The 25261-nt window shown below is 63.2% G+C and carries 24 protein-coding genes; 15 read left to right on the top strand and 9 right to left on the bottom strand.

The window, feature by feature from the left end; genetic code table 11:
• Positions 1 to 27 precede the first annotated feature (27 nt).
• Positions 28 to 417, top strand: coding sequence for an SET domain-containing protein (locus tag AC1D1L_RS15580; RefSeq protein ID WP_477342471.1), 390 nt, complete (start codon positions 28 to 30; stop codon positions 415 to 417).
• 5 nt (positions 418 to 422) lie between these two features.
• Here AC1D1L_RS15580 and AC1D1L_RS15575 read toward each other — a convergent pair whose 3' ends face one another.
• From AC1D1L_RS15575 to AC1D1L_RS15560, 4 genes are all read right to left on the bottom strand, one after another.
• Positions 423 to 1373, bottom strand: coding sequence for a cytochrome c (locus AC1D1L_RS15575; protein ID WP_477342470.1), 951 nt, complete (start codon positions 1371 to 1373; stop codon positions 423 to 425).
• Positions 1374 to 1382: 9 nt separating this feature from the next.
• Positions 1383 to 1820 (bottom strand): cytochrome c, encoded by a 438-nt coding sequence (locus tag AC1D1L_RS15570; protein ID WP_112564124.1) that lies wholly within the window; start codon positions 1818 to 1820, stop codon positions 1383 to 1385.
• Positions 1821 to 1981: 161 nt separating this feature from the next.
• Complete coding sequence (locus tag AC1D1L_RS15565) at positions 1982 to 2584, bottom strand: superoxide dismutase (protein WP_477342469.1); 603 nt, start codon at positions 2582 to 2584, stop codon at positions 1982 to 1984.
• A 185-nt stretch (positions 2585 to 2769) separates the two neighbouring features.
• Positions 2770 to 3648 carry a branched-chain amino acid aminotransferase gene (locus tag AC1D1L_RS15560; RefSeq protein ID WP_112564120.1) on the bottom strand — a complete coding sequence of 293 codons (879 nt, stop codon included), beginning with the start codon at positions 3646 to 3648 and terminating at the stop codon, positions 2770 to 2772.
• A gap of 168 nt (positions 3649 to 3816) precedes the next feature.
• On the opposite strand from AC1D1L_RS15560, the gene AC1D1L_RS15555 reads away from it, so the two are divergent.
• The 9 genes from AC1D1L_RS15555 (at position 3817) to AC1D1L_RS15515 (ending at position 14755) form a co-directional block, all read left to right on the top strand.
• Complete coding sequence (locus tag AC1D1L_RS15555; RefSeq protein WP_142866649.1) at positions 3817 to 4479, top strand: haloacid dehalogenase type II; 663 nt, start codon at positions 3817 to 3819, stop codon at positions 4477 to 4479.
• A gap of 276 nt (positions 4480 to 4755) precedes the next feature.
• Positions 4756 to 5562 carry a L,D-transpeptidase gene (locus AC1D1L_RS15550; protein ID WP_477342468.1) on the top strand — a complete coding sequence of 269 codons (807 nt, stop codon included), beginning with the start codon at positions 4756 to 4758 and terminating at the stop codon, positions 5560 to 5562.
• 395 nt (positions 5563 to 5957) lie between these two features.
• Positions 5958 to 6158 carry a hypothetical protein gene (locus AC1D1L_RS15545; protein ID WP_352584834.1) on the top strand — a complete coding sequence of 67 codons (201 nt, stop codon included), beginning with the start codon at positions 5958 to 5960 and terminating at the stop codon, positions 6156 to 6158.
• A gap of 735 nt (positions 6159 to 6893) precedes the next feature.
• Complete coding sequence (locus AC1D1L_RS15540) at positions 6894 to 7538, top strand: helix-turn-helix domain-containing protein (RefSeq protein ID WP_477342467.1); 645 nt, start codon at positions 6894 to 6896, stop codon at positions 7536 to 7538.
• 201 nt (positions 7539 to 7739) lie between these two features.
• Complete coding sequence (locus tag AC1D1L_RS15535; RefSeq protein ID WP_477342466.1) at positions 7740 to 8165, top strand: hypothetical protein; 426 nt, start codon at positions 7740 to 7742, stop codon at positions 8163 to 8165.
• Positions 8162 to 12988 carry a YadA-like family protein gene (locus AC1D1L_RS15530; RefSeq protein ID WP_477342465.1) on the top strand — a complete coding sequence of 1609 codons (4827 nt, stop codon included), beginning with the start codon at positions 8162 to 8164 and terminating at the stop codon, positions 12986 to 12988. The genes AC1D1L_RS15535 and AC1D1L_RS15530 overlap by 4 nt, the downstream gene beginning before the upstream one ends.
• Before the next feature lie 9 nt (positions 12989 to 12997).
• Entirely contained in the window at positions 12998 to 13573 is a 576-nt protein-coding gene (locus AC1D1L_RS15525) for an invasion associated locus B family protein (RefSeq protein WP_477342464.1), read from the top strand.
• Between the two features lie 13 nt (positions 13574 to 13586).
• Positions 13587 to 14282, top strand: coding sequence for a hypothetical protein (locus tag AC1D1L_RS15520; RefSeq protein WP_477342463.1), 696 nt, complete (start codon positions 13587 to 13589; stop codon positions 14280 to 14282).
• Positions 14279 to 14755 (top strand): DUF4189 domain-containing protein, encoded by a 477-nt coding sequence (locus AC1D1L_RS15515; protein ID WP_477342462.1) that lies wholly within the window; start codon positions 14279 to 14281, stop codon positions 14753 to 14755. Before AC1D1L_RS15520 ends, AC1D1L_RS15515 begins: the two co-directional genes overlap by 4 nt.
• An 80-nt stretch (positions 14756 to 14835) precedes the next feature.
• Here AC1D1L_RS15515 and AC1D1L_RS15510 read toward each other — a convergent pair whose 3' ends face one another.
• A complete protein-coding gene (locus AC1D1L_RS15510; protein ID WP_477342461.1) occupies positions 14836 to 15096 on the bottom strand; it encodes a hypothetical protein in 261 nt (86 codons plus the stop codon).
• A gap of 27 nt (positions 15097 to 15123) precedes the next feature.
• Here AC1D1L_RS15510 and AC1D1L_RS15505 point away from each other — a divergent pair, with 27 nt between their 5' ends.
• Positions 15124 to 15300 carry an SMP-30/gluconolactonase/LRE family protein gene (locus AC1D1L_RS15505; RefSeq protein ID WP_477342460.1) on the top strand — a complete coding sequence of 59 codons (177 nt, stop codon included), beginning with the start codon at positions 15124 to 15126 and terminating at the stop codon, positions 15298 to 15300.
• 7 nt (positions 15301 to 15307) lie between these two features.
• On the opposite strand, the gene AC1D1L_RS15500 is transcribed toward AC1D1L_RS15505, so the two are convergent.
• Positions 15308 to 16852: a helicase HerA-like C-terminal domain-containing protein gene (locus AC1D1L_RS15500; RefSeq protein WP_477342459.1), complete on the bottom strand. Its 1545-nt coding sequence runs from the start codon at positions 16850 to 16852 to the stop codon at positions 15308 to 15310.
• Between the two features lie 312 nt (positions 16853 to 17164).
• On the opposite strand from AC1D1L_RS15500, the gene AC1D1L_RS15495 reads away from it, so the two are divergent.
• From AC1D1L_RS15495 to AC1D1L_RS15485, 3 genes are all read left to right on the top strand, one after another.
• Positions 17165 to 18607 (top strand): methylmalonyl-CoA mutase subunit beta, encoded by a 1443-nt coding sequence (locus AC1D1L_RS15495; RefSeq protein WP_477342458.1) that lies wholly within the window; start codon positions 17165 to 17167, stop codon positions 18605 to 18607.
• Positions 18604 to 20724, top strand: a complete 2121-nt coding sequence (gene scpA / locus AC1D1L_RS15490) for a methylmalonyl-CoA mutase (protein ID WP_477342457.1) — start codon at positions 18604 to 18606, stop codon at positions 20722 to 20724. Before AC1D1L_RS15495 ends, scpA begins: the two co-directional genes overlap by 4 nt.
• A gap of 64 nt (positions 20725 to 20788) precedes the next feature.
• Positions 20789 to 21052, top strand: a complete 264-nt coding sequence (locus AC1D1L_RS15485) for an AbrB/MazE/SpoVT family DNA-binding domain-containing protein (RefSeq protein ID WP_477342456.1) — start codon at positions 20789 to 20791, stop codon at positions 21050 to 21052.
• Here the strand turns inward: AC1D1L_RS15485 and greA are convergent.
• Entirely contained in the window at positions 21033 to 21506 is a 474-nt protein-coding gene (greA, locus tag AC1D1L_RS15480; RefSeq protein ID WP_352559406.1) for a transcription elongation factor GreA, read from the bottom strand. The genes AC1D1L_RS15485 and greA overlap by 20 nt on opposite strands.
• Positions 21507 to 21644: 138 nt before the next feature.
• Between greA and AC1D1L_RS15475 the strand changes: the two genes are divergently transcribed.
• A complete protein-coding gene (locus tag AC1D1L_RS15475) occupies positions 21645 to 23000 on the top strand; it encodes a TIGR03808 family TAT-translocated repetitive protein (protein WP_477342455.1) in 1356 nt (451 codons plus the stop codon).
• On the opposite strand, the gene AC1D1L_RS15470 is transcribed toward AC1D1L_RS15475, so the two are convergent.
• Both AC1D1L_RS15470 and AC1D1L_RS15465 read right to left on the bottom strand, forming a co-directional pair.
• Positions 22993 to 23997: an asparaginase gene (locus AC1D1L_RS15470; RefSeq protein ID WP_477342454.1), complete on the bottom strand. Its 1005-nt coding sequence runs from the start codon at positions 23995 to 23997 to the stop codon at positions 22993 to 22995. The two genes, AC1D1L_RS15475 and AC1D1L_RS15470, sit on opposite strands and share 8 nt — an antisense overlap.
• Before the next feature lie 28 nt (positions 23998 to 24025).
• Positions 24026 to 25192 carry an acetyl-CoA acetyltransferase gene (locus AC1D1L_RS15465; RefSeq protein WP_477342453.1) on the bottom strand — a complete coding sequence of 389 codons (1167 nt, stop codon included), beginning with the start codon at positions 25190 to 25192 and terminating at the stop codon, positions 24026 to 24028.
• Between the last annotated feature and the right edge of the window lie 69 nt (positions 25193 to 25261).

Raw genomic sequence — 25261 nt, 5'->3', positions numbered from 1 at the left:
GACAATGACATACGCAAAGGGGCCACTATGTTGCTCGTCGACACCTATCTCGAGAAATCGCCGATCCAGGGCATCGGTGTTTTCGCCAAGACCCACATTGCCAAGGGCACGCTGGTCTGGAAGCTCGACCCGCGCTTTGACCGGCTGATCAACGTTGAAACCTATGAGGGCGAGAGCGGGCCGGTGAAGAGCTACCTCGACCGCTATTCCTATCCCGACCGCCGCGATCCGAACTACATCGTCTTCGAAGCCGACGATGCCCGCTACATGAACCATGACGACGAACCGAATTGCGATGTTTCCTCGCCCGAGGAGACCTATGCCTTGCGCGACATCGCGCCCGGCGAGGAACTGACCTGCAATTACAGTCACTTCTTCGAAACGGGCTTCGACTTCCTCGGTGACCGCCACCTTTAGTCGGATCACTTAGCCGGCTTGCTTCGCGCCGGATAGCCATTGGGATGCGGCGGCACTGCCTTGAGATAGGCGGCTATTGCCGTGCGATCTTCCGGCGTCAGCTGGGCCATGTTGCGCTGGACGTCGACCATGGCGCCGCCGACCGAATCGAAATCGGGCGTAAAACCGGTTTCGAGATAATTGGTGATGTCGGCTTCCGACCAGTCGCCGATGCCGCCCTCGCCCGAGGTGATGTTCGGCACGATGCCGCTGCCTTCGGCGGCGGTGGCACCCGCCAGCCACTGGCTTTTCCTGGTGCCGCCGCTGAGGTCGCGCGGCGTGTGGCATTCGCCGCAATGGCCGGGTCCCTCGACCAGATAGCGGCCGGCCAGCACCGGGTCAGGCGTGCCGTCGGCCAAGGCGATCACCGGTTGGTTGCTGAGATAGAGCCGCTTCCACAAGCCGAGACCGCGGCGGATGTTGAAGGGGAAGCTCAAGGAATTGTCCGGCGCCTTGCCGGCGACCGCCGGCAGCGTCTTGAGGAACGCATAGAGATCGGCAATGTCAGCGGGCTTCATGCGGGCGTAGGACGCGTAGGGAAAGGCCGGATAGAAATGCTCGCCGGAAGGCGACACGCCTTTCAGCATAGCGTTGGCGAGGTCCTCGACCGTCCAGGCGCCGATGCCGTCCTTGGGATCCTGCGAGATGTTGGGCGGCACGAAGGTGCCGAACGGCGTCTTGAGTTCAAGGCCACCGACGAGTTGGAGACGGGCCTCGCCTTGCGAGCCCGGCTTGGCGTGACAGGAGGTGCAGCCGGCGGCATAGAAAATGCGTTTGCCCCTGGCGGCGTCGCCGGGGCCAAGCTGTGCCAGGGTTTCAGTGTCGAGTTTCACTGGCGCCGACAATAACCAGCCGGCGCCGGCGCCGACGACGCCCAGGACAAGGGCGGCGCCGACGAGTTTTTTCAACAGGGCCATTGCCCGGGATCAGCCCTTCTTCACCCGATAGGTCTGGTGGCAGGTGCCGCAATCGTTGCCGAGGGTGCCGATCTGCGCCTTGAGCGCATCGACATCGGCAGGTGCGGCGGCGACAGCGGCCTTGACGTCGGCGACATATTTCTCGTTCGTGGTCTTGAAGCCCGCCATGTCTTGCCAGATTTTCGGCGAAGCGGTGGTGTCACCACTGTCGCTGCCGGCCGGGAACAGCGCATCGACATCGACCTTCTCGGCATTGACCTGCAGCGCCTGCAGCGCCGTCAACACGGCGGCGGCATCGAAGTCTGCTTCCCCCTTGGCGATTTTCGACAGGCCGCCGACGAGTTTTCCGCGCTCCTTCATCAGTCCCTGTCGGTCGAGGATCGGGTCGGCAAAGGCGGCCGAGGCGGCCAGGCTGAGCATAGAGATGGCGATGACAAGCTTTCTCATTCAATTGGCTCCAGGATGATGAGAGGTCGCGACCTGACGTTAACGGATGGCGGGCTGAGATTATTCCGTGCTCGCCGCACGGAAACTGCCGCTTTGCAGTGTGCCTCCGTTTCGATCTGAAAAAAGAAAAGCCCCGGGGATGCCGGGGCTTTATGGATCGATCAGGCTTTCGCCTTTTCGTACATTTCGAGGACATGGTCCCAGTTGATCAGGCTGTCGACGAAGGCCTCGAGATATTTCGGCCGCGCGTTGCGATAGTCGATGTAATAGGAGTGCTCCCAGACATCGACGCCGAGGATCGGCGAGGCGCCATGGACCAGTGGGTTCTCGCCGTTCGGCGTCTTGGAGATTGCCAACTTGCCGTCCTTGACCGAGACCCAGGCCCAGCCCGAACCGAACTGGGTGGTGCCGGCGGCTATGAAGTCGGCCTTGAACTTGTCGTAGCCGCCGAGGTCGGCATCGACCGCCTTCTGCAGGGCGCCCGGAAGCTTGTTGCTGCCGCCGCCCTTCTTCATCCACTTCCAGAAATGAATGTGGTTGTAGTGCTGGGCGGCGTTGTTGAAGAGGCCGGCATTCTTGCCGAACGACTGCTTGACCACCTCTTCGACCGACAGGTCGCCAAGACCGGCTTCAGCGGCCAGCTTGTTGCCGTTGTCGACATAGGCCTTGTGGTGCTTGTCGTGGTGATACTCCAGCGTCTCTTTCGACATGTAGGGCTGCAGGGCCTCGTAGTCATAGGGCAAGGCGGGCAATTCAAAAGCCATCGGTCATACTCCTCATGGAAAAATCCGGTGCGGATACCGGATTAAGATAGGGCTGGATTGTTCTGGAACAACTCCGGAATGAAGCGCCGGTTCCTTTCTAAGCGGGTTCCGGAAAAGTGTCACACGGTTTTGCGGACAGGATGCTGCGTCAAAAAAGAACGCCCAGCAAACGAAGCGGCGGCGGCTCAGCCGGCAGGCGTCGAATGCGCCCATTCCCAATAGAGTTCGCGCGCCTTCTTGGCCACCGGCCCGGGCTGGAGGTTGCGGTCCTCGATGCGGGTGATCGGCACGACCTTGGAATGGTTTCCGGTCGAAAAGATCTCGTCGGCCTCGAGAAAATCGCGCACCGACAGCATCTTTTCGGTGGTCTTGAAACCGTAGTCGCCAAGCAGCGTCATGGTGCGCGAGCGGGTGATGCCGGACAGGAAGGTGCCGTTCGGCGCCGGCGTCAGCACATGGCTGTCCTTGACCAGGAAGATGTTGGAGGTTCCGGTCTCGGCGACATTGCCCAGCATGTCGAGCACAAGTGCATTGTCGAAGCCGCGCATCTTGGCTTCGAGAATGGCGCGGCCATTGTTGGGGTAGAGGCAGCCTGCCTTGGCATTGGTCGGCATGGTTTCGATCGTCGGCCGCCGGAACGGCGAGACCGTGATCGAAAAGCCGGCCGGCGAGATCATCGGCGATTCGTAGAGGCAAAGGCAGAAGCGGGTCGATGCCGGATCGGCCGGCACGCCCATATAGCCGCCGTGCTCGGCCCAGTACATCGGCCGGATATAGACCGCCGTCTTGCCGTCGAACTTCTTCAGCCCGTCCCAGGTCAGACCGACGATCTTGTCGACGCTCATCGACGGTTTGAGACCTAGCGCGATTGCGGAAGCATTCACCCTGGCGGCATGCAGTTCGAGGTCGGGGGCGACGCCCTCGAACCAGCGGGCGCCATCGAAGACGCTGGTGGCAAGCCACATGGCATGGCTGCGCGGGCCAAGGATGGCGACGTTGCCTTCGTACCAGTCGCCGTCGACGAAGGTCCATGTCGCCGATTGCGCCGCAGTCGCCAGTGTCATTGCTCGGTTCCGCTTCGATGCTGCGTGTCTGGTATCATTGGAAGATGCTTTGGCAGGCGCCGTCAACCGGCATCAGGCGGATTTTGTTGAGGCCAGCGAGCCCAAGAAAGCGATCAAGTCTGCAATCGATGCTTGCACCTTGCCCCGCCTGCCCTCAAAACTGTCGCCATGCATTACGCGGCTTACGTCTTCGACGCCTACGGCACGTTGTTCGACGTGCACGCCGCCGTGCGCCGTCACGACGGCGAGATCGGGCCGGACGGCCAGCTTCTGTCGGAAATCTGGCGCGCCAAGCAGCTGGAATATTCCTGGGTGCGCACGCTGATGGGCGGCTATGCCGATTTCTGGCAACTCACCGAACAGGCGCTCGACTTTGCCTTGCGCAAGGTCCCTTCGGCAGACAAGGGGCTGAAGGCCAAGCTGCTCGAAGCTTATTGGCGGCTCGACTGCTATCCGGAAGTGCCGGCCGTTCTGAAGGCGCTCAAAGCGTCCGGCGCCAAGTTGGCAATCCTCTCCAACGGCTCGCCCGAGATGCTGGAAGCGGCGGTCAAATCGGCGGCCCTCGACCAGGTGCTGGACGACATCTTTTCGGTCGATGCCGTCAAGCGCTTCAAGACCGACCCGTCGACCTACGACATGGTGGCGACGGGCTGGCGTCTCTATCCCGGCGCGGTCTCGTTCCAGTCCTCCAACCGCTGGGATATTGCCGGCGCGACCAAATTCGGTTTTCGCACCGTGTGGATCAACCGCGCCAACCAGCCCGAGGAGTACCGGGACTTCCCGCCGGCGCTGATCCTGCCGTCGCTGGAAGGATTGTTGACAGGCGGCTAGAGCAATTCCAGGAAAAGTGTGAAACGGTTTTCCGTCCGGAAAATTGCGCAGAAGGAAAGACGCAGAGCAGTCGGCGTTTCTGTGAAACGATGAACTGCTCAAGGGCTCTGTTGCCTCAAAGCAACAGTGGCATGACGGTCACAGCTTCGCCTTTGTTTGTCCACCCTCAGGCCAGAATCGGAACCGCCTATCGCCCCAGGCATTGGGGGAGACCAACACTGCGCCGCCTGGAAGCATTCACGCTTTCTTGCGACTTGAGACTTAAAAAAGGCAACCATGTTGAAGACCGAAATCGACTCCTATCGCCTGAGCCGTCGCGGCTTTCTGAACGCCGCAGCCCTTGGCGCCGCCTCGATTGCGGTCTCCGCCTGCACCACAACCGAACCGGCGCCGGCGCCGGTCGAGCCGCCGCCGACCTATGTCGATCCGCCGCTCGGCGACTACGCGACGATGTACGGCCCGATTTCGGACAGCGGCTTCGACCTCCCAGCTATCCCGATCAAGAAGATGGACCCGCAGTTCCTGCGCCAGATCGTTCCCGATCCGACCGGCCAGAGACCGGGCACCATCATCGTCGATACGACCAACCATTTCCTCTATCTTGTACGCGAGGGCGGCCAGGCGATCCGTTACGGCGTCGGCCTCGGCCGCGCCGGCTTCGAATGGTCGGGAGACGCCGTCGTTCAATGGAAGCAGAAATGGCCGAAATGGACGCCGCCGGATGAGATGGTCGCCCGGCAACCGGAACTGGAGCAATACAGCGCCAAGAATGGCGGCATGCCCGGCGGCCTCAAGAACCCGCTCGGCGCACGCGCGCTCTATCTGTTCCACGACAATGTCGACACGCTCTACCGCCTGCACGGCTCGCCGGAATGGAACTCGATCGGCAAATCCGTCTCGTCAGGCTGCGTGCGCCTGATAAATCAGGACATCATCGACCTCTACGACCGCGTGCCCTCGAAGAGCCCGGTCATCGTGACGTCCGATATCGGCCAGCCGATGGTGGCGAGCGCAAACCGCACAGCCATTCCGATCGACGGCGGCGTGCCGGACGGTTCTGTCCTGCTCGGCCCGGTGAACTGATCGGCAGCTTTTCCGATTCTGGGTCAAGAAGTGGGATTCCGGCTGTCCCTGCTTTTCCCGGTCCGGATCGTCCCAAACCCTCGTCATTTTCGGCGGCCTGAGCACCGGATTTCGCGCTCCATGCGTCACCGGTGAGCCGATGATCCATTTGGGACATTCCGGCAGATTCCGATAGCTTTACGCGAACGCCTAGGGTCTGCATCCAAGACATGCAATGCCGGCAGCAGGAGGCCAAGGAAGACTTCCTGACGAGCTATGGAGCCGATGCAATCGACGCACCCAAAACCGTCAATTCCGGCGCTCCTGTATTTCGTTCCCGGATGCATGTATATTAGGCTGGAATAGAATTGCAGAGATATACGTTTAATTAGATCATTGATGGCGGGGGAACGCCAATGGTGGGATTTGATTTCGATAGTCCGCCTGCCGACAGCGCCGAGGTCAATTTGTCGGCCGAATGCGAGCGCCAATTGCTGCCGCTCGTCCGCGGAATTGTCGAAGCCGCGGTTGCCGCCGGGTGGAGCCGGGAGGATGTTCTTCTCGCCATGGTTGAGCTGTCCTGGGATCTATATGAGAAGCGTCGAGGCGATCTTTAGCAGCCCCGCGTGACCGGGTAATTCTGTATCGGGTCACTGCACGGTCACCGATCGGGTAGCTCGGCTCGTCCTGGACATAATCCTCGAAAGCGCCGGTCGGAGAAGGGCCACCATGCGGGGAGCGGGTCCGTCGCAATGGCGGCATTAGGCCGAGCAGGTTCGGCAATAGCCGCGCGACCTATATTCTGCATGCAACGCTGGATTGCAAAGCGGGCGCACGATGCACAACAACTAGGCACAAAATGGTAAGATAAGATCGGCAAATCGTCAGATTAGTTCGTGCTAAAAGAGCAAAATCTGTAGATTTATAGGCCAAATCCTGACGAAATTTTCATTTCGGCTKAAAATCTCCTTTTCAATATAAAGCAACGACTCTAAGGTTCGAAAGAACGCCTAGGAACAAGCGTGAATTCTGGGCACCTCCGTACAACACAGGATTAGATCGATCGGCGCGCGGCTGTGACAGAGACGAAGACGCAACACGGAGGCGACGTCCTGGAAAGCGCCGGGACAGACCGGCGGCGCACGGATCGGCGCATCTTCGATGGAATCCCCGAAAGCGCGGGGCGGCGCCTGGTCACCTTTCGAGGCGGAGCGGCTCATGCCGTTCATGGGCCGGGATCACACACATTCAAAGCGGGGGAACATTTCGGTTCGGTTTTGCTAGCGCCCTCACCCGGGATAGCGGCATCGCTGGGCAGCGACAAAGTCCACGAATGCGACGGCGACGTCGGGATGATCGTGATCGTCCCAGCCGATCTCGGCGGCAAGGTGACCCGGTCATCCACTACGGAGAGCGTAATCGTGGCGCTCACCCCCGAGAGTCTCTTCGAGCTGGCAACGCGTGAATTCGGCACCGGCCATGCCGAGCTTCAACCGCCGCCGTTCGGGACCGTCGATTTCCAGGCGCTGCAACTCGCGCAGTTGCTGAAGGTGGAACTGACGGATCGGGAAACTCCAAACGAGTTCTATGTCGATTCGCTGGTCACCATGTTCGGCGTCCATATGCTTCGGAACTACGCAGGAGCGCGAAAGTTGCCACAAGGCCCAAAAGGCGGTCTGTCGAACCGCAGCGCCCGGCGGGTGCGGGAATTCCTGGACGTAAATTTTTCCAGCAAGATCGCGGTGGCCGAGCTAGCCGCACTCTCCGGCCTTTCGCCAAGCCATTTCATCCAGGCATTCACGAAAACCTTTGGCGAGCCGCCGCACAAATATCTGCTGCGGCTGCGTCTCGATTTCGCCGAGAAACTTCTCGTCGAAAGCGAGCTGTCGATAGCCGAAGTTGCTCATCTGAGCGGCTTTTCAGATCAGAGCCACCTGACCGTCACCATGTCCAAATACCGCAGCAGAACCCCTAAGCAGGTGAAGCTGCAGCGGTGATATTTGCCGCAGGCGCGTCTCCGCAGCCAAAAGTTGCGTGGCAGAGCGGCCACACCTGCCCGCTCAGCGCTCAAAGACCGGATTTTCCTACAAAGATTCCAGACTTTTCCAAAATACATACACCGCGAACGTGCTCATGGTCGCGATGGGAAGTCATTTGGGGCGGGGGCAACCAGATGAAGCAGCATGTCGGATTGTCCCATGGACATTCAATTCGCGGAAATCGAAGTCTTCGCACCCAAGGCCGAAGCGGCTTGGGCCGCGTTGCAGCGCCAATATGCCAGCCGGATCAGCGGTGCGGAGATCGATCATCTGCTTGCCTCCTTCGTGCTCGGATTGACCACCCCGGCGTATGGCGAGGGGGAACCGGCTCTTCATTTCGATCTCTGCCGCGCGCTGGTGGCGATAAGTCTGCCGCCGGAGCGGACCGAAGCCGCCTTGCACTCGGTTCCCGAGCCGACGCAGCCATGGGTCGCGAGCGCCTATCAGCTGATTGAAAAACAAGGCGCCAAGGTCGGTCTCTCGTTGCGGGATAAGACGCGTAATTTCGAAGATTTTTTTGCCGCCGAGGCGAATGATGCGGCACATCAGGACGCCTCGGCAATTGCGAGGGAAAAAGTAGCATGACCAGAAGCGTCGAAAGGCGGAGAAGGATCGAATCTCATCCAGGATTTATCGGAAACTGGATCGCGGGCGCGGCCGGCAGCCGTTCGGTTCGTCGCCGCCTGATGGCGGTGCTGCGCATGGCTCACCGGGTTCTTGGCCTCGGTCGCAAGAATATGGGTCTGGGAACACTGGGCAGCGGCGGCAGCGCGCGTTCGGCTCTGGCCTGCGGCGTGAGTCCGGCCAGCATGCTCGGCGGCCTGGCCGCGATCGCCGCGCTCGGGCTCGCTACGCCCGCGCAGGCACAATATCAAGCCGGTGGCGGATCCGCGACCGGCGGCAACGCCGTCGCCATCGGTAATGGCGCCGCGACGAATGGCAATAACAGCGTGGCATTGGGCAGCTCCAACAGTGCAACGGGCGATGGCACGATCGCCATCGGCTATGCGATGAGTGTCAATGGCCTCAATTCCATAGGCATAGGTGTCTTCGCGGGCGCAACCGGCGTCAATGCCCTCGCCCTGGGCGGGAACGCCAAGGCCAACGGGGACGGAGCAAGCTCCATTGGCGTCAATTCGGTCGCAACCACAAGCGCGGCCGCCTTTGGCAATAATGCGCGTGCCGACGGAGTGAACTCGACGGCGATCGGCTCTGTTACCCGGGCGACCGGGCTGCGGGCCACCGCGCTCGGGTTCGGGGCAACAGCATCCGGCGTGGATTCGATTGCCCAAGGTAACACCGCAATCGCAAGCAACCAGAATGCCGTCGCCATCGGCTTCCAGTCGACTGCTACGGCGATAAACTCCGTCTATCTCGGCTCGCGTACCGCGGCCGGAACGGGAGCGCTGGCCCAAGGCGCGATCGGCGTCGGCACAGATGTGACAGCATCCCAGGTCGATGCCATTGCGATGGGACGTTCGTCCGTTTCGTCGGCGCAATACGCGGTCGCCATCGGCCTGAATGCGAAGGCTACAGGACCGGGTGGCGCGATGGCGCTGGGCCAAGGCACGATCTCGAACAACGTCAATTCGGTCGCACTCGGCGTTCAGGCCAGTGCCACCGGAGCCGGCGCCAGTGCGCTAGGCACGTTGGCCGTTGCTTCTGGAGGCAATGCCACGGCGGTCGGCGTCAGCTCGACGGCCAGCAACAACTATGCGACAGCTGCGGGCTGGGGATCCGTCGCCAGCGGCGCCAATTCCACTGCCGTAGGGCGTCAGGCCGCTGCCAGCGGCATAAACGCCTCCTCCTTCGGGTCCGGAGCCAATGCGATAGGAGACAATTCTCTCGCCGCCGGCGTCAGCGCCAACGCCGGTGGAGTCGGCAGCACCGCGCTCGGCATCGGTACCTCGGCCGGCGGCGCCAGTTCGGCAGCCGTCGGCTTCCAGGCCCAGGCCGCCGGCACCAACGCCGTCGCCATGGGGCCTCAGGCAAATGCATCGGCAGCAAACTCGGCGGCGTTCGGCAACGTCGCCACGGCTTCGGGCAATTTTGCACTGGCTCTGGGCAATTCGGCTGTATCGAGTGGAGTAGGGTCGGTCGCGGCGGGATCTGGAGCCCAGGCCACGGACGTCTCCACCACTGCCCTCGGTAACAACGCTGCAGCAACAGCGGCAAATGCCAGCGCACTGGGATTGGGCGCCACGGCTAGCGGAACATACGCTACTTCACTTGGTTCCACCTCCAAGGCGACCGGCGCCCGTGCGTTCGCGGGTGGCCGTTCCACCACTGCCCAAGGCGACGATTCCATCGCCATCGGCACGACATCCATCGCGACAGCGGCGAGCTCGACAGCAATCGGAGCGGGCGCGGTGACGCTCGACGTCAATGCGATCGCCATCGGCACCGCCGCCGGCGCGGACACTGCCGACGCGATCGCCATCGGCACCAGCGCGTACGCAAGCGGCGGCAAGGCGGTGGCAATCGGCGCGGACAACGTTGCCTATGGCGACGGCGCGGTGGCCATCGGCGATCCGAGCTACGCCAGCGGCACCGGCGCCTTCACCGGCGGCGCCAACAACATCGCCAACAGCGATGGGACGGCGAGCGCCACCGCGGCCAATATGGCCAATGGCGCCGTCGCCATCGGCAACAACAACAAGGCGATCGGGCAAGGCTCCGTGGCGCTGGGGAATGGCTCCACCGCGGGTGCGGCCGGCTTCGTCGGCAATGTCGCGCTGGGCAATGGCGCGACCGCGGCGGCTAGCTCCGGCGATGTCGCGCTGGGCTCTGGCTCGGTGACCGCGACCGCGGTCGGCACCAGCGGCACGACGATCGGCGGTACGGCCTACAGCTTCGCCGGCACGACGCCGACGAGCACCGTCAGCGTCGGCGCGCTTGGCGCGGAGCGGACCATCACCAATGTCGCGGCGGGCCGCCTCAGCAACTCGTCGACCGACGCGATCAACGGCTCGCAGCTGTTTGCGACCAACCAGCAGGTGACGCAGAACACCACCGATATCGCCGCCAACACCGCCGACATCACCAATCTCGGCAACACGATCAACAGCATCAGCACCGGCGGCGGCATCAAGTATTTTCACGCCAATTCGACGCTGCCGGATTCCCAGGCGCTGGGCACGGATTCCGTCGCGGTCGGCCCGAACGCGGTGGCCAACAATGCCGGCGACGTCGCGCTCGGCCTGAATTCGGTCTCGGGCACCACGACGGCGGTTGGTGGCACGACGATCGGCGGCGTCAACTATGCCTTCGCCGGAACCACACCGGCCGGTGCGTTCTCGGTCGGCTCGGTCGGCGCGGAGCGCCAGATCCAGAACGTCGCGGCCGGACGGTTGAGCAACTCGTCGACCGACGCCGTCAATGGCTCGCAGCTGTTCGCGACCAACCAGCAGGTGACGCAGAACACTACCGATATCGCCGCCAACACCGCCGACATCACCACTCTCGGCAACACGATCAACAGCATCAGCACCGGCGGCGGCATCAAGTATTTCCACGCCAACTCGACACTTGCGGACTCCCAGGCGCTGGGCACGGATTCCGTCGCGGTCGGCCCGAATGCTGTGGCCAACAATGCCGGCGACGTGGCGATCGGCCTGAATTCGATCTCCGGCGCCACGACCGCGGTTGGCGGCACGACGATCGGCGGCGTCAACTATGCCTTCGCGGGCGCGACGCCGGCCGGCGCGTTCTCGGTCGGCTCGGTGGGCGCGGAGCGCCAGATCCAGAATGTCGCGGCCGGGCAGTTGAACGGCTCCTCGACCGATGCGGTCAACGGCTCGCAGCTGTTTGCGACCAACCAGCAGGTGACGCAGAACACGACCGATATCGCGGCCAACACCGCCGACATCGCCACCAACACCGCCAACATCACCACTCTCGGCAACACGATCAACAATTTTGCCGGCGACACCTCCACGGCCTACACCGACGCCAATGGCGACGGCATCCGCTATGTGCGCACCAACGACAGCACCCTGCCGATCACCGACGCCTTCGCTCAAGGGGTCGGCTCCTCCGCCCTCGGCTACCAGGCGACCGCCTCCGCCGGCGACGCGCTGGCGCTCGGCCGCGGCACCCAGGCCACCGTCCTTGGCGGCGTGGCGCTTGGCGCCGGCTCGATCTCGGACCGGGCGGTCGCGCCCGCATCGGGATCGATCCTCTCCGGCACCGGTCTCATTCCCTACAACACTGCGGATATGAGCCTGCTCGGCGCCGTCTCGGTCGGAACCTCCACCTCCTATCGTCAGATCATCAACGTGGCCGACGGCACCCAGGACCAGGACGCGGTGACGCTTCGCCAGTTGAAGGGCGCGCTGAGCTCGTTCGCGGTGACGGGAAGCCTGTATTTCCACGCCAATTCGACGGCTCCCGACTCGCTTGCGGTCGGCGTCGATTCGGTTGCGGTCGGTCCGCGCACCACCGTCAACGGCGACAACGGCATCGGCATCGGCAACGGCGCCATCGTGCAGCAGACGGCGCCGGGGGGCATCGCGATCGGCCAGAACTCGACCGTCAACCAGGCCGACAGCATCGCGCTCGGCACCAACTCGACCACCAATGGCGCGCAGGCAGTGGCGCTCGGCGCAGGCGCGACGGCCAACGAGCCGGGCAGCGTCGCGCTCGGCGCGGGCTCAACGACGGCGGCGGCGGTCGCCACCACCGGCACCACGATCAACGGCGTCAACTACACGTTTGCCGGAACAACTCCGACGAGCACGGTGAGCGTCGGCGACGTCGGCAAGGAGCGCACCGTCACCAATGTCGCCGCGGGCAGGATCAGCGGCACCTCCACCGACGCCATCAACGGCAGCCAGCTCTACGCGACCAACCAGGCCGTCGAAGCCATGCAGGGGAGCGTCGGCGATCTCAACGAGTTCGCCGTCCAATACGACAAGAACGGCGACGGCAGCAAATCCAACTCGATAACGCTTGCCGGCGGCGACCCCAACACGCCGGTCGTCATCCACAATGTCGGGGCGGGCGTTGCCAACACTGATGCGGTCAACGTGCAGCAGCTCAACAACAGCCTGTCGACCACGCTGGCGGATTCCAAGACCTATACCAACCAGGTGGCGACCACGACGCTGCAGCAGGCCAATGCATATGCGGACTCCAAACTCAGCCAGCTCAACATGGACATGGGCGAGGTTCGGGGCGAAGCACGCCAGGCCGCCGCGATCGGCCTGGCCGCCGCTTCGCTGCGCTATGACGACCGTCCCGGCAAGCTGAGCGTGGCGGCCGGCGGAGGCTATTGGCGCGGCGAAGGCGCCGTCGCCTTCGGCGCCGGCTACACCAGCGAGGAGGGACGTGTTCGAGCAAACCTGTCCGGCACGACAGCAGGCGGGAACTGGGGTGTCGGCGCGGGCGTCAGCCTTACGCTGAACTAGAGGCCGGCTATGATCAGGCAGGCAGTCCTTGCTGTCGCGATATCCATGACTTCAATGCTCCTGTCCGGCTCGTTTGCGGCCGGGCAGGAAACGATCCCTTCCGGCTACAGGGTAAAACCTTCCGACGTCGCGGTGCCTGCGGATGCGAAGCTTGGCGAATATCAACGGACCACCCGTCCGTTCGAGAACTGGACGCTGATCTGCGACGAGAACCTGAAGGCGCGCCAAAAGGTCTGCAACGTCACCCAGATCATCGAAGACCAGGCTGGACAGGTTGCGTTCAGCTGGTCGCTGGCCGCCACCAAGGAAGGCAACCCCTACATGATCTTGCGCACCCCGCCGATCGCCAAGAGCGACAGTCCTGTCTCGCTGACATTCGAGGGGCGCAAGGAGCCGATAAAAATTCAACTCGACGGATGCAATCAAGCCGTCTGCGTCGGCATGCTGCCGGTTGGTCCGATCATGCGCGAACAGATTTCGAAGGCTGCGGCATCTGTCATCTCCTTTCCGACGACGGATGGCAGAACGATCAACGTGACCGCAACCCTCAAGGGCTTGGCCGCGGCCGTCGAGGCGATCAATTGACAAAGGCATTGCGATGAACCAGCAATCGATCCATGACCGGATAATGTCCCGCAACCAGGGAAAGGATGCTGTTCAGGTCGGCATCGATGACCGGAGCAGACCGAAACGAAACCTGGCGAAGACCGCTGTCTTCTCGTTGCTCGCCATTGCCGTCGTCGCCGCGGCCGGCTTCGCAGCCATGCGCTACGGCCTGGTCCGCAATCTATTGCCGCAACCGGCGGTCGCGGAGACCAACGAGCCCGATCCGGCCTTGGCCGACACGCCATTTCTGCAACACGCCAAACAGGCAGGCTTGCAGTCTTGTTCCAACATTTTCCCGGCCCTTGGGCAGATGCTGACGACCGGCACGACCTACAGCGTCCAGTCGATCTGGAACAACGAGGCCCCCGACAAACACGTCGTGGAAGCCCTGGTCGGCATGAACTACGCCACGCAGGGCTACAGCGGCCCGGCCGCGGGCCTGGTGTTCGCAGCACCCACCGCATCTGTTTGCGAAGGTAAGATGGTCAGGGTGGCGCCGTTCGCGGCCAATTGCGCCGATGTTCCGGCCCTGCTTCCGAAAGGCAGCAAGCTTGCCAACAATCTTGGACAAATCAGCGTCTATGAACTGGCCAATGGAGGGGGCAACGCGATGCTGCTGCCGACAGGCAACAGCTGCGTCGTCATTTCCGTGGCCTCGGCAGCAGGAAAACAAGGAGGCGTACAATGAGGGTGAATTCCACCATTGCGGCAATCGGCATGCTGTTGGCCTGCGCCGGGCGGCTCGCTGCGGCGGACCTCGCCCCCGCGGCGGACGTACCCGAGCCGCCGGCCCAGGAGGAGAAAGGAATCTGGGCGGCGATCGCTTATTCGAACCCAGACGGCAAGCACGGCTTCTTCTGGGGCGCCGACAAGCGTCAGGAGGCGATGGACATCGCCCTCAAGCATTGCCAGAACGCTGGCGGCGACAGCTGCGCCGTGGTGAGCGTGTTTCGCAATCATCGCCACTGGAACGACGACGACAACACGGGCTTTCCCTACAATCATTGCGGCGCGCTCGCGGTGGGCGAGAAGGCGGAGGGACGGCTGACCAGCTGGGGATCGGAGACGGCTCAGACACGCCGCGAGGCCGAAGACCTGACGCTGCAGGTCTGCGAGCGAAGCGGACAGAAATGCAAGATCCGCGAATGGGTGTGTACATGAGGCCCTGCTGGGGCTGAAGGGCTTTTTCACCCAGCCGATCGCCAAGGGGGCGGAGAACGGTTGTGCGGGCCTGTTTCACATCAACCCAAAGCGATCGAACTCCAATCAAGCCGCATGTTTGCACTCAACATGGCACCGTGCTCAAGCGGGGTCAGCCCCTCACCGTGATGGGCATCGACGGAATGCGACACCGGCTCGAAGCAGAAGAAATCGGCGTCCTGCGACGGCGAATGGAGGATGAAGACGTCGAGCGCCCGTGAGGCCGTGAGCGAGATGGTGATCCTGTCCTTAGGCCTGGTGATCCTGGCGCGGCGGTCCCATCCGTCGAAAGCGTTGTTCACCCAGCTTCGCGGCAGCGGATCGTCGAAGTGCCCTGCTCCTGGCCGACGAGCTGCACCTTTGGCGGCGCCGATCTCGATACGCTCTTCGTCACCTCGGCGCGCTTCACCATGACCACCGGCCACCTTGACGCGCACCCACATGAGGGCGGACTGTTTGCGCTCCGACCGGGGGAGCGAGGCCAACCTAGCAACCGCTTCGGTTAGGTTCTTCCTACCGCCCCCTGGATAGGCTGCCCAGAATCCCGCGCACGATCGCCCGTCCGACCGACGAGCCGACCGAGCGCACGACAGCTTTGATCGCGGCTTCGGCGACGGTCTGGCGGTTGGAGGGTCTCGGCGCCGGCGCGCGGCGGCCACCGGACTGCGGCGGCGTATCGTTGCCAAAGCCGGGAATGGTCCAGCGTGAGCGGCCACTGCCGGCCTGCTGCGCCTGCTCATCCGCCTCCTGCGCTCCCTTGGCCTTCTTCTGCAGCATCTCGAAGGCCGATTCGCGGTCGATGGTCTGATCATACTGGCCGGCTACCGGGCTCTGGTCGATCAGCTTGCGGCGCTCATCCACTGTGATCGGGCCAAGCCTGGACGACGGCGGCCGGATCAGCGTTCGCTGCACCATGGACGGCACGCCCTTGGCCTCCAGCGTCGAGACCAGCGCCTCGCCGGTGCCGAGTTGAGTGATCGCGGTCATGCAGTCGAAATCCGGGTTGGGCCGGAACGTTTCGGCCGCCGTCCTCACCGCCTGCTGTTCACGTGGCGTGTAGGCGCGCAGCGCGTGCTGCACGCGATTGCCGAGCTGGGCGAGAACCTTTTCAGGGATATCCAAGGGGTTCTGCGTGACGAAATAGACGCCGACGCCCTTCGAGCGGATCAGCCGCACCACCTGCTCGACGCGGTCGATCAGCACCTTCGGCGCTTCGTCGAAAAGCAGATGCGCTTCGTCGAAGAAGAAGACCAGCTTCGGCTTGTCGGGGTCGCCGACCTCGGGCAGTTCCTCAAACAGCTCCGACATCAGCCAGAGCAGGAAGGTGGCGTAAAGCCTGGGGTTCATCATCAGTTTGTCAGCGGCAAGCACGCTGATGGCGCCGCGGCCGTCGCGGGTGGTGCGCATGATGTCGGCGATGCGCAAAGCCGGCTCGCCGAAGAAATTCGCCGCCCCCTGCTGTTCCAGCACCAGCAGCGTGCGCTGGATGGCGCCGACCGACGGCTTGGTGACATTGCCGTAACGGGAGCTTATCTCCTCGGCACGTTCGGCGATGTTGGCCAGCAGCGCCTGCAGATCCTTCATGTCGAGCAGCAGCAAGCCGTCCTCGTCGGCGATGCGGAAGGCGATGTTCATGATGCCCTCCTGCGCTTCGGACAGGTTCATCAGCCGCGACAAAAGCAGCGGTCCCATTTCCGAGACGGTGGCGCGGATCGGATGGCCCTGCTCACCGAACAGGTCCCAGAAGATGACCGGAAATTCCTGGAAGTCGTAAGGGTCGAGCTTGACCTGTTCGGCTCGCCTGACCAGAAAATCCTGCGCCTTGCCCATCATGGCGATGCCGGACAGGTCACCCTTGATATCGGCGCAGAACACTGGCACGCCGGCATTGGAAAAGCCTTCGGCCAGGATCTGCAGGCTGACCGTCTTGCCGGTGCCAGTGGCGCCGGTAATCAGGCCGTGGCGGTTGCCATATTGCAGCAAAAGCTGTTCGGCGCGCTGATAGCTGTCGTCGGGCTTGCGGCTGGCGCCGAGGAAAATGCTGGTCTCGTCAGCCATATGTCCATGTCTCCGCAAACTGGTCTTAAGCCAATGGCCTTGCCGCACGTATAGTGAGGCCGTTGCACAGCGACAATCCAAATCCTCAGATGGGCCAATTGTCTAAACTGGACCAATGCTCCAAATCGGCCTTTTGGAGCTTGCGGATTTTGCCGGTGTTTGGCAATCGTTCATGGTTCGTCCACGCAGGCTGACCTATATCAGAGGGATCGAGTTCGGACCCTGGAGGCGCATTGCATTGCGATATCGGACAGGGGACCGTAGACTGAACCGCTCCAGGCTGGTGCGGCCGCATAAGAACGAGGAAAATGGATGGGCGCCGGAGCCTTGACCAAGGAAGTCGAACCCACAAACGTCGAGCGCCAGCGATGGCTGGCCTTGACGGAAAAGGCGTTGGCCGGCGCATCCTTCGAGGACAGGCTGGTGTCGCACACCGACGACGCCATTCGCATCGAACCGCTCTATGAGCGCGCCGGCGGGGCCGAACCGCTTGTGCGCGCCAACCCCAAACTGCCCTGGATCGTCAGCCAGCGCATCGACGATCCCGATATCGGCCGCGCCAAGGCCCAGGCTCTGGATGATGTAGCGCAAGGCGCGACGGGCCTGTCGCTGGTCTTCGAGGGCGCGCCGAATGCGTTCGGCTACGGCCTGCCGCGGACGGCGCAGGCGCTGGAGACGGTGCTCGACGGCATACCGCTCAACCGCACGCAGATCCGCATCGACGCCCATCCCTGGAGCCGCGCCGTCGCCGACTGGCTGGTGGCGTTCCTGAGCAAGCGCCGCTCCGACCCGGCGAAACTCAACCTCTCCTTCGGCATCGACCCGGCGGCAATCTTTGCCGGAACCGGCCGGTTGCGGATGTCGATCGAGGCCTTGCAGGCATCGATGCCGCAATCGCTGGCACATTTCTTCTCGCTTGGCGTGCCGGGCGTATTGCTCGAGGCGGACGGGCGGGTGTTCCACAATGCCGGCGCCACCGAGGCGCAGGAGCTCGGCACCATGCTCGCTTCCGCGGTCTCCTATCTCAGAATGTTCGAGGACGCGCGCCAGCCGCTTGTCTACGCCGCACCGCATATCGGCTTTGCCCTGAGCGTCGACCAGGACCAATTCCTGTCGACGGCCAAGGTTCGGGCGCTGCGCAGGTTGTGGGGGCGAATCCAGGAGACGTGCTCGATCCCGGCCGCGACCGCCAATATCCATGCCGAGACGTCGTTCCGCATGATGACGGCAGCCGACCCCGAGACCAATATTCTACGCACTGCGATCGCCGGTTTTGCCGCAGCCGCCGGGGGCGCCGATTCGATCTCCATCCTGCCGCACACGATCGCGCATGGCCTGCCGGCGCCTTTTGCCCGCCGTGTCGCCCGCAACGCGCAGCTGATCATGGCCAATGAAAGCCATATCGACCACGTCGCCGACCCCACCTATGGCTCGGGCGCGGTCGAGGCGCTGACCTTAGGCCTGTGCGAAGCGGCGTGGGCAGAATTCCAGAGGATCGAAGCGGAAGGCGGCGTTCTGGCAAGCCTGCAGCACGGCCATATCCAGGCGCGCGTCAAGGCAGCATCCGAGCGCCGCGCCGAGGCCTACCGGTCGGGTGAACGGGCAATCATCGGCACCACGCTTTATCCGCTCAAAAGCGAGACCCCGGTCGAGACGCTGGCGGCCGAGCGGCGGCCTCCTTTCACCGAGGGCGTGGCGGTGTGCGAGGCCCTGTTTCCGGTCCGCATCGACCAGTCGATCGGAGCCGCACCTTGATCCCGGATTTCTCAGAGCTCGGCTGGTCGGCGCCACGGCGCGCACCCGTCGAGGTCAAGGGCCAGCGGCTGACGCCGGAAGGCATTGCCGTCAAGCATCTCTATAGTCAGGGCGACCTCAAGGGCCTCACCCATCTCGACACCTATCCGGGCATGCCGCCCTTTGTGCGCGGCCCCTACCCGACCATGTATGTCCAGCAGCCGTGGACGATCCGGCAATATGCCGGCTTCTCGACGGCCGAAGAATCCAACGCCTTCTACCGGCGCAATCTCGCCGCCGGCCAGAAGGGCCTATCGGTCGCCTTCGATCTGCCCACCCATCGCGGCTATGACAGCGATCATCCGCGCGTTGCCGGCGATGTCGGCATGGCGGGCGTGGCTATCGATTCCATCCTCGACATGCGGCAATTGTTCGACGGCATCCCGCTCGACGAAATGACGGTGTCGATGACCATGAACGGCGCCGTGCTGCCGATCATGGCGCTCTACATCGTGGCAGCTGAAGAACAGGGCGTTGCGCAGAAGGATCTCGCCGGCACCATTCAGAACGACATTCTGAAGGAGTTCATGGTCCGCAACACCTACATTTATCCGCCGAAGCCTTCGATGCGGATCGTGTCGGACATCTTCTCCTACACCTCGAAGAACATGCCGAAGTTCAATTCGATCTCGATCTCCGGCTATCACATGCAGGAGGCCGGCGCGACGGCGGACCTGGAGCTCGCCTACACCATTGCCGACGGCATCGAATATGCCCGCGCCGGCGTCGCTGCCGGTCTCGACATCGACCGTTTCGCGCCACGGCTTTCCTTCTTCTGGGCGATCGGCATGAACTTCTTCATGGAGGTCGCCAAGCTCCGCGCCGCGCGGCTTCTGTGGTCGAGCCTGATGCAGAAGAATTTTGCGCCGAAGGACGAGCGCTCGCTGTCGCTGCGCACCCATTGCCAGACCTCCGGCTGGTCACTGACGGCGCAGGACCCCTACAACAACATCACCCGCACCATGATCGAGGCGATGGCGGCGACGCAAGGCCATACGCAGTCGCTGCACACCAATTCCTTCGACGAGGCGATGGCGCTGCCGACAGACCATTCGGCCCGTATCGCCCGCAACACGCAGCTCATCCTGCAAAAGGAATCCGGCACCACGCGCATTGTCGACCCGTGGGGTGGCTCGGCCTATCTGGAGCGGCTGACTCATGATCTGGCGGCGCGCGCGCTTGCCCATATCGAAGAGGTCGAGAGCCTTGGTGGCATGGCCGCTGCGATCGAACAGGGCATTCCGAAACTACGCATCGAAGAGGCGGCAGCGCGCACGCAGGCTCGCATCGATTCCGGCGAGCAGATGCTGGTCGGCGTCAACGCGCATCGGCCGGAGAACGACATCGAGGTCGACGTCTTGAAGATCGACAATGCCGAGGTCCGAGCCCGGCAGTTGTCGAAGCTGCAGAACCTCAAAGGCACGCGCAATGTCGGCGCGGTCGAGAGCGCACTCGATGCGCTGACCCGTGCGGCGCAAGGTAACGAAAACCTGCTGGAATTCGCCATCCGCGCCGCGCGGGCCAACGCCACGGTCGGCGAGATTTCGCTGGCGCTGGAAAAGGTCTTTGGCCGTCACGTCGCCTCGGTGCAGACGATCTCAGGCGTCTATCGCAACGCGCTTGGCGACAATCTGACGGTCGACCGGCTCTTGGAGAAGCTCGAAGCCTTCGAAAAGAAGTCCGGCGGCAAGCCGCGCATCCTGGTCGCCAAGATGGGCCAAGACGGCCACGACCGTGGCCAAAAAGTCATTGCTACAGCCTTCGCCGATCTCGGCTTCGACGTCACCGTCGGCGCGATGTTCCAGACACCGGATGAGATCGCGAAACTGGCGGTCGCGCAGGACGTCCATATCATCGGCGCCTCGTCACTGGCGGCGGGACATTTGACGCTGATCCCCGAACTGCGCGATGCGCTGAAGAAACTCGGCCGCGCCGACATATTGATCGTCGCCGGGGGGGTCATCCCACCACAGGATTATGATGCGGTGCTGGAAGCAGGTGCTGCGGAAATCTTCCCGCCGGGCACGGTTATTCCGGAGGCGGCGGATAGGCTGCTGGACCGGCTGCTGGCGGGCTGAACGAAACAGTTGCAGTGCCTATCAGAGTTGCGTCATAGTGTATTGCGCAACCTACGGTATAGACATGGACACCATCATTCACGGACTTGAGGACGGATCGGGCGTTGTAATCTTGCCGCGAGAGATGCTCGACAGCTTGGGGCTGCAAGTCGGCGATGAATTCCAGATCATCGAAACCGATGACGGCATCATTCTAAAGCCGGTGCCGTGTGACGATCTCGAAAGGCAAATGCGTGCCGCTCGCGATGTCATGGACAAGTATGAGCCCGCGTTGCAAAAGCTGGCTGAGCAGATAGGGTCAGCTGGCGTCAGACATCCGACAGCTTGACGATTTCCCATTCCTTGCCGTTGACGCTTGCGACGTCGCCGACCTTCTTGCCGAACAGCGCCACCGCCATCGGCGAGACGTGGGAAATGCTGCCCTTTGACGGATCGGCCTCGTCCTCGCCGACGATCTTCCAGTGCACCTTCTTGCCGTCATCACTTTCCAGCGTGACGCCCATGCCGAAGCGCACCTGGTCGCTGCCCGGTTCCGGCACCGAGAGTTCGGCGCTTTCGCGGCGCGCGGTCCAGTAGCGCAGATCGCGCGACACGACGGCGATACGCTCGCGGTCGGCTTTTCGCTCGGCTTTCGCCAATATGTCGCGCAGATCGGTCAGATTGTCCTCGATCTGCGCCAGCCCGCGCTCCGTCACCAGATTGCGGTGCGGGCTGATCGGCCGCTCGCCAATGCCGGCGATGGCGTTTTCGCTGTCTTCCTCACGGGTGAAAGCTCTGCTCATCGGACAAACTTAGGCCCGCTTCGGCGACTGTACAAGCCACTTGCCGGACCCGGTCATTGGCCGGACTATGGGCCGAGCGAAGACCGCTGCGGCTGGCATGATTCCTGCGGTTAGTCGGGGATCGCAAGGGATGTGCCGATGTTGAACAGACGAGCGCTTCTGAAGGGGACGGCCGGTTTTGCCGTGCTCGGTCTTTCGTCGGACAACGCCTTGGCTAAGACGGCAGCGCGCGGCTCGATCAACGCCGCCGAGCTTGGCGTGCAGCCGGACGCAGCGGACGACCAGAGCAAAGCCTTCGACAGGATGCTTGCCGAGGCGAGCGAGCGCAACGCGTCGGTGTTTCTGCCGCCGGGCAACTATGTCGTATCCAACCTGAGCTTGCCTGCCCGTGTCAGGCTTTCCGGCGTGCCCGGCGCCTCACGCATTATCTACGGCGGTGGTGGCCGTTTGCTCACGGCCGAACAGGCCGAGCATATCGAGTTCACCGCATTGGTCTTCGACGGAGCCAGCGGCTCTCTGGCCGACGATGCGCAAGGGTTGCTCGACCTGCGCCGCGTCGCCCACCTGGTCATCGACAACTGCATAATCACCGGCAGCGGCAAGCACGGGCTGGCGTTGGAGCATGCATCCGGCCGCGTCGAGCGTTCGGATATTTCGGGAGCAGCGGACGCCGGCATCTACTCCGTCGAGGCGGGCGGTTTAGCGATATCGGACAACACCGTGTCCGACTGCGGCAATGGCGGCATTCTCGTGCATCGCTGGCAGCAGGCCGAGGACGGCACCATCGTCAGCGGCAACCGCGTTCAGCGGATTGGTGCGCACAGCGGCGGCACCGGTCAGAACGGCAACGGCATCAACGCGTTCCGCGCCGGCAATGTCTCCATCTCCGGCAACATCGTCTCGGACTGCGCCTTCTCGGCGATCCGCGCCAACAGTTCCAGCAATCTGCAGATGACCGGCAATACCTGCTCGCGCTCGGGCGAAACGGCGCTCTACTCGGAGTTTTCCTTTGAGGGCGCTGTTATCGCCAACAATATCGTCGATGGTGCGGCCAACGGCATCTCGATCGTCAATTTCAACGAAGGCGGCCGCATAGGCATCTGCTCGAACAACATCGTGCGCAATTTGTCGACTACAGGCCCCTACCCCGCAGATGCGCCGGGCTTCGGCGTCGGCATCAGCGTCGAGGCCGACACCACTGTTACCGGCAACATCATCGAGAACGCGCCGGTCTACGGCATGCAGATCGGCTGGGGCGCCTATATGCGCAATGTGGTGGCAACCGGAAACATCATCCGCAACGCGGGAACCGGCATTGCCGTCACGGTGGTCGACGGGGCGGGAAACGCCATCATTTCCGACAACGTCATCGACGGCGCCAGGAACGGCGCCATCATCGGCCAGCGCTGGGCCGAGCCGGCAACCGGCGATCTCGCCAAATCAAGCGATACCGGCTATGCCCATCTGACGGTTGAGCGAAACCGCGTCAGCTGAGCGACGCTGTCGGCCGCAGCGCGCCGACCTTGGCGCCGATGCGGCTTTCGATCGGCGGATTGGCCTGTTCCAAAAGGTTCGCCGCCAGCGCCTTGTCAGCCCCGAGAAGTTTTGCCAGCACCGTGGCTATCATCACCTCGGCGGCGCGGCCGGCGCCGTCGTCGCATTTCAACGCGATGCCGAGGCCGAGCTCAGGCAATGCCGCGCAATAGACGCCTTCGGCGCCGGTCTTGACGAAGATGCGGCCGGGCGCGGCCTGCATCAGCGCGACATCCGCCTTGCCGGTGCCGGCAACCAGGAAAGGTTCGGCCATGCAAGCTGACAGCAAACGTTTGGCAGCCTTCGCGCGCTCAGGGCCAAAGCTCCTGCCCGTCGCCATGCGGGCAAAACCCAGCGCAAAGCTTTTCAGCGGCACGGCATAGGTCGGGATCGAGCAGCCATCGATGGCCCGGTCATCGGCATCGTGGGTGGCGCCGGTCACCGTCTCCATCGCCGCACGCACCATCTCCTGCAGGCCGTGGACGGCCTTGACGTAGCCTTGGTGGGCGATCCCCGCGTGGACACAGGTGCAGAGAAAGCCGGAATGCTTGCCGGAGCAATTGTTGTGCAGCGGGTTCGGCGAATTGCCGGCGCGGGCCAGCGCGATGGTCGCGTCATGACTGGACGGCCAGTGCGCGCCGCATTCCAGCGCTGATTTGTCGAGGCCGGCCTTGGCCAGCATCGCCTGCGCCAATTCGACGTGCGCGGGTTCGCCGGAATGCGAGGCGCAGGCGAGCGCCAGTTCGCGGTCACCGAAGCCATAGGCGTCAGCGGTACCCGTTTCGACCAGCGGCAAGGCCTGGATTGCCTTCACCGCGGAGCGCGGAAACACCGGCTTCGCCGTATCGCCGATTTCCCATACAGGCTTGCCGTCGCTATCGAAGACCGCGACAGCGCCGCGATGGGCGCTCTCGACGATCGCCCCGCGCAAGACTTCGACCAGAACCGGATTCGTCATGACTACGCCCTGAAAATACGGGCTGCTTCTACCTGATCCGGTCGAGAATGGAAACGTAGTTGGCGACCGCCGCGCCGCCCATGTTGAAGATGCCGCCGAGCTTTGCGCCAGGCACCTGGATGCCACCGGCCTCGCCGGTCAACTGCATGGCTGACAGCACATGCATCGACACGCCGGTGGCGCCGATCGGGTGGCCCTTGGCCTTCAGCCCGCCGGACGGATTGACCGGCAGCCTGCCGTCCTTGGCCGTCGTGCCGTCCAGCGCGAGCTTGGCGCCCTCGCCCGGCTTGGCCAGGCCCATCGCTTCATATTCGATCAGTTCGGCGATGGTGAAGCAGTCATGCGTCTCGACGAAGGAGAGGTCGTCGAGCGTCACGCCTGCCTTCTTCAAGGCCTGATTCCAGGCCTGCTCGCAGCCTTCGAACGACAGGATATCGCGCTTCGACATCGGCAGGAAATCCTGAACATGCTCGTTGGCGCGGAAGGCGACAGCGCGGCGCATCTTCAGCGCCGTCGATGTGTCGGTCAGCACAAGGGCTGCCGCGCCGTCGGAAACCAGCGAACAGTCGGTGCGCTTCAGCGGACCGGCAACGAAGGGGTTCTTCTCGCTTTCCTGGCGGCAGAACTCGTAGCCGAAATCCTTGCGCATCTGCGCGTACGGATTGTCGACGCCGTTCTTGTGGTTCTTGGCGGCGATCATCGCCAGCGCATCGGACTGGTCGCCATAACGCTGGAAATAGGCCTGCGCGATCTTGCCGAAGACGCCGGCGAAACCCGCCGGTGTGTCGCCGTCCTCCGGCAGATAGGACGCCTTGAGCAGGTTCTTGCCGATCTCGGGACCGGGCGTCGTCGTCATCTGCTCAGCGCCGACCACCAGCACGATGCGGGCGGCGTTGGCGTCGATGGCGCGGATCCCTTGCCGGACCGCGGCGGAGCCGGTTGCGCAGGCGTTCTCGACCCGGGTCGCCGGCTTGAAGCGCAGCCGGTCGTCGGCCTGCAGCACCAGGCTTGCGGTAAAATCTTGCGGCGAGAAGCCGGCATTGAAGTGGCCAAGCACGATCTCGTCGACCTCGTCCGGGCCGATCCCGGCATGGTCGAGCGCGTCGACCGCGACCTTGGTGATCAGGCCTTCCAGCGTCTCGCCTTCGAGCTTGCCGAAGCGCGAATGCGCCCAGCCAACGATACATGCGGTCATGGCGGTCTCCATCCTTGGCGCCAGCCTAGCATGTGGGCTCATGGCGCAGTTCGCCTTCATTGTTCAAAT

This window comes from Mesorhizobium sp. P2_D6 (genome assembly GCF_056404315.1).
This window is presented reverse-complemented; position numbering and strand designations above follow the sequence as displayed.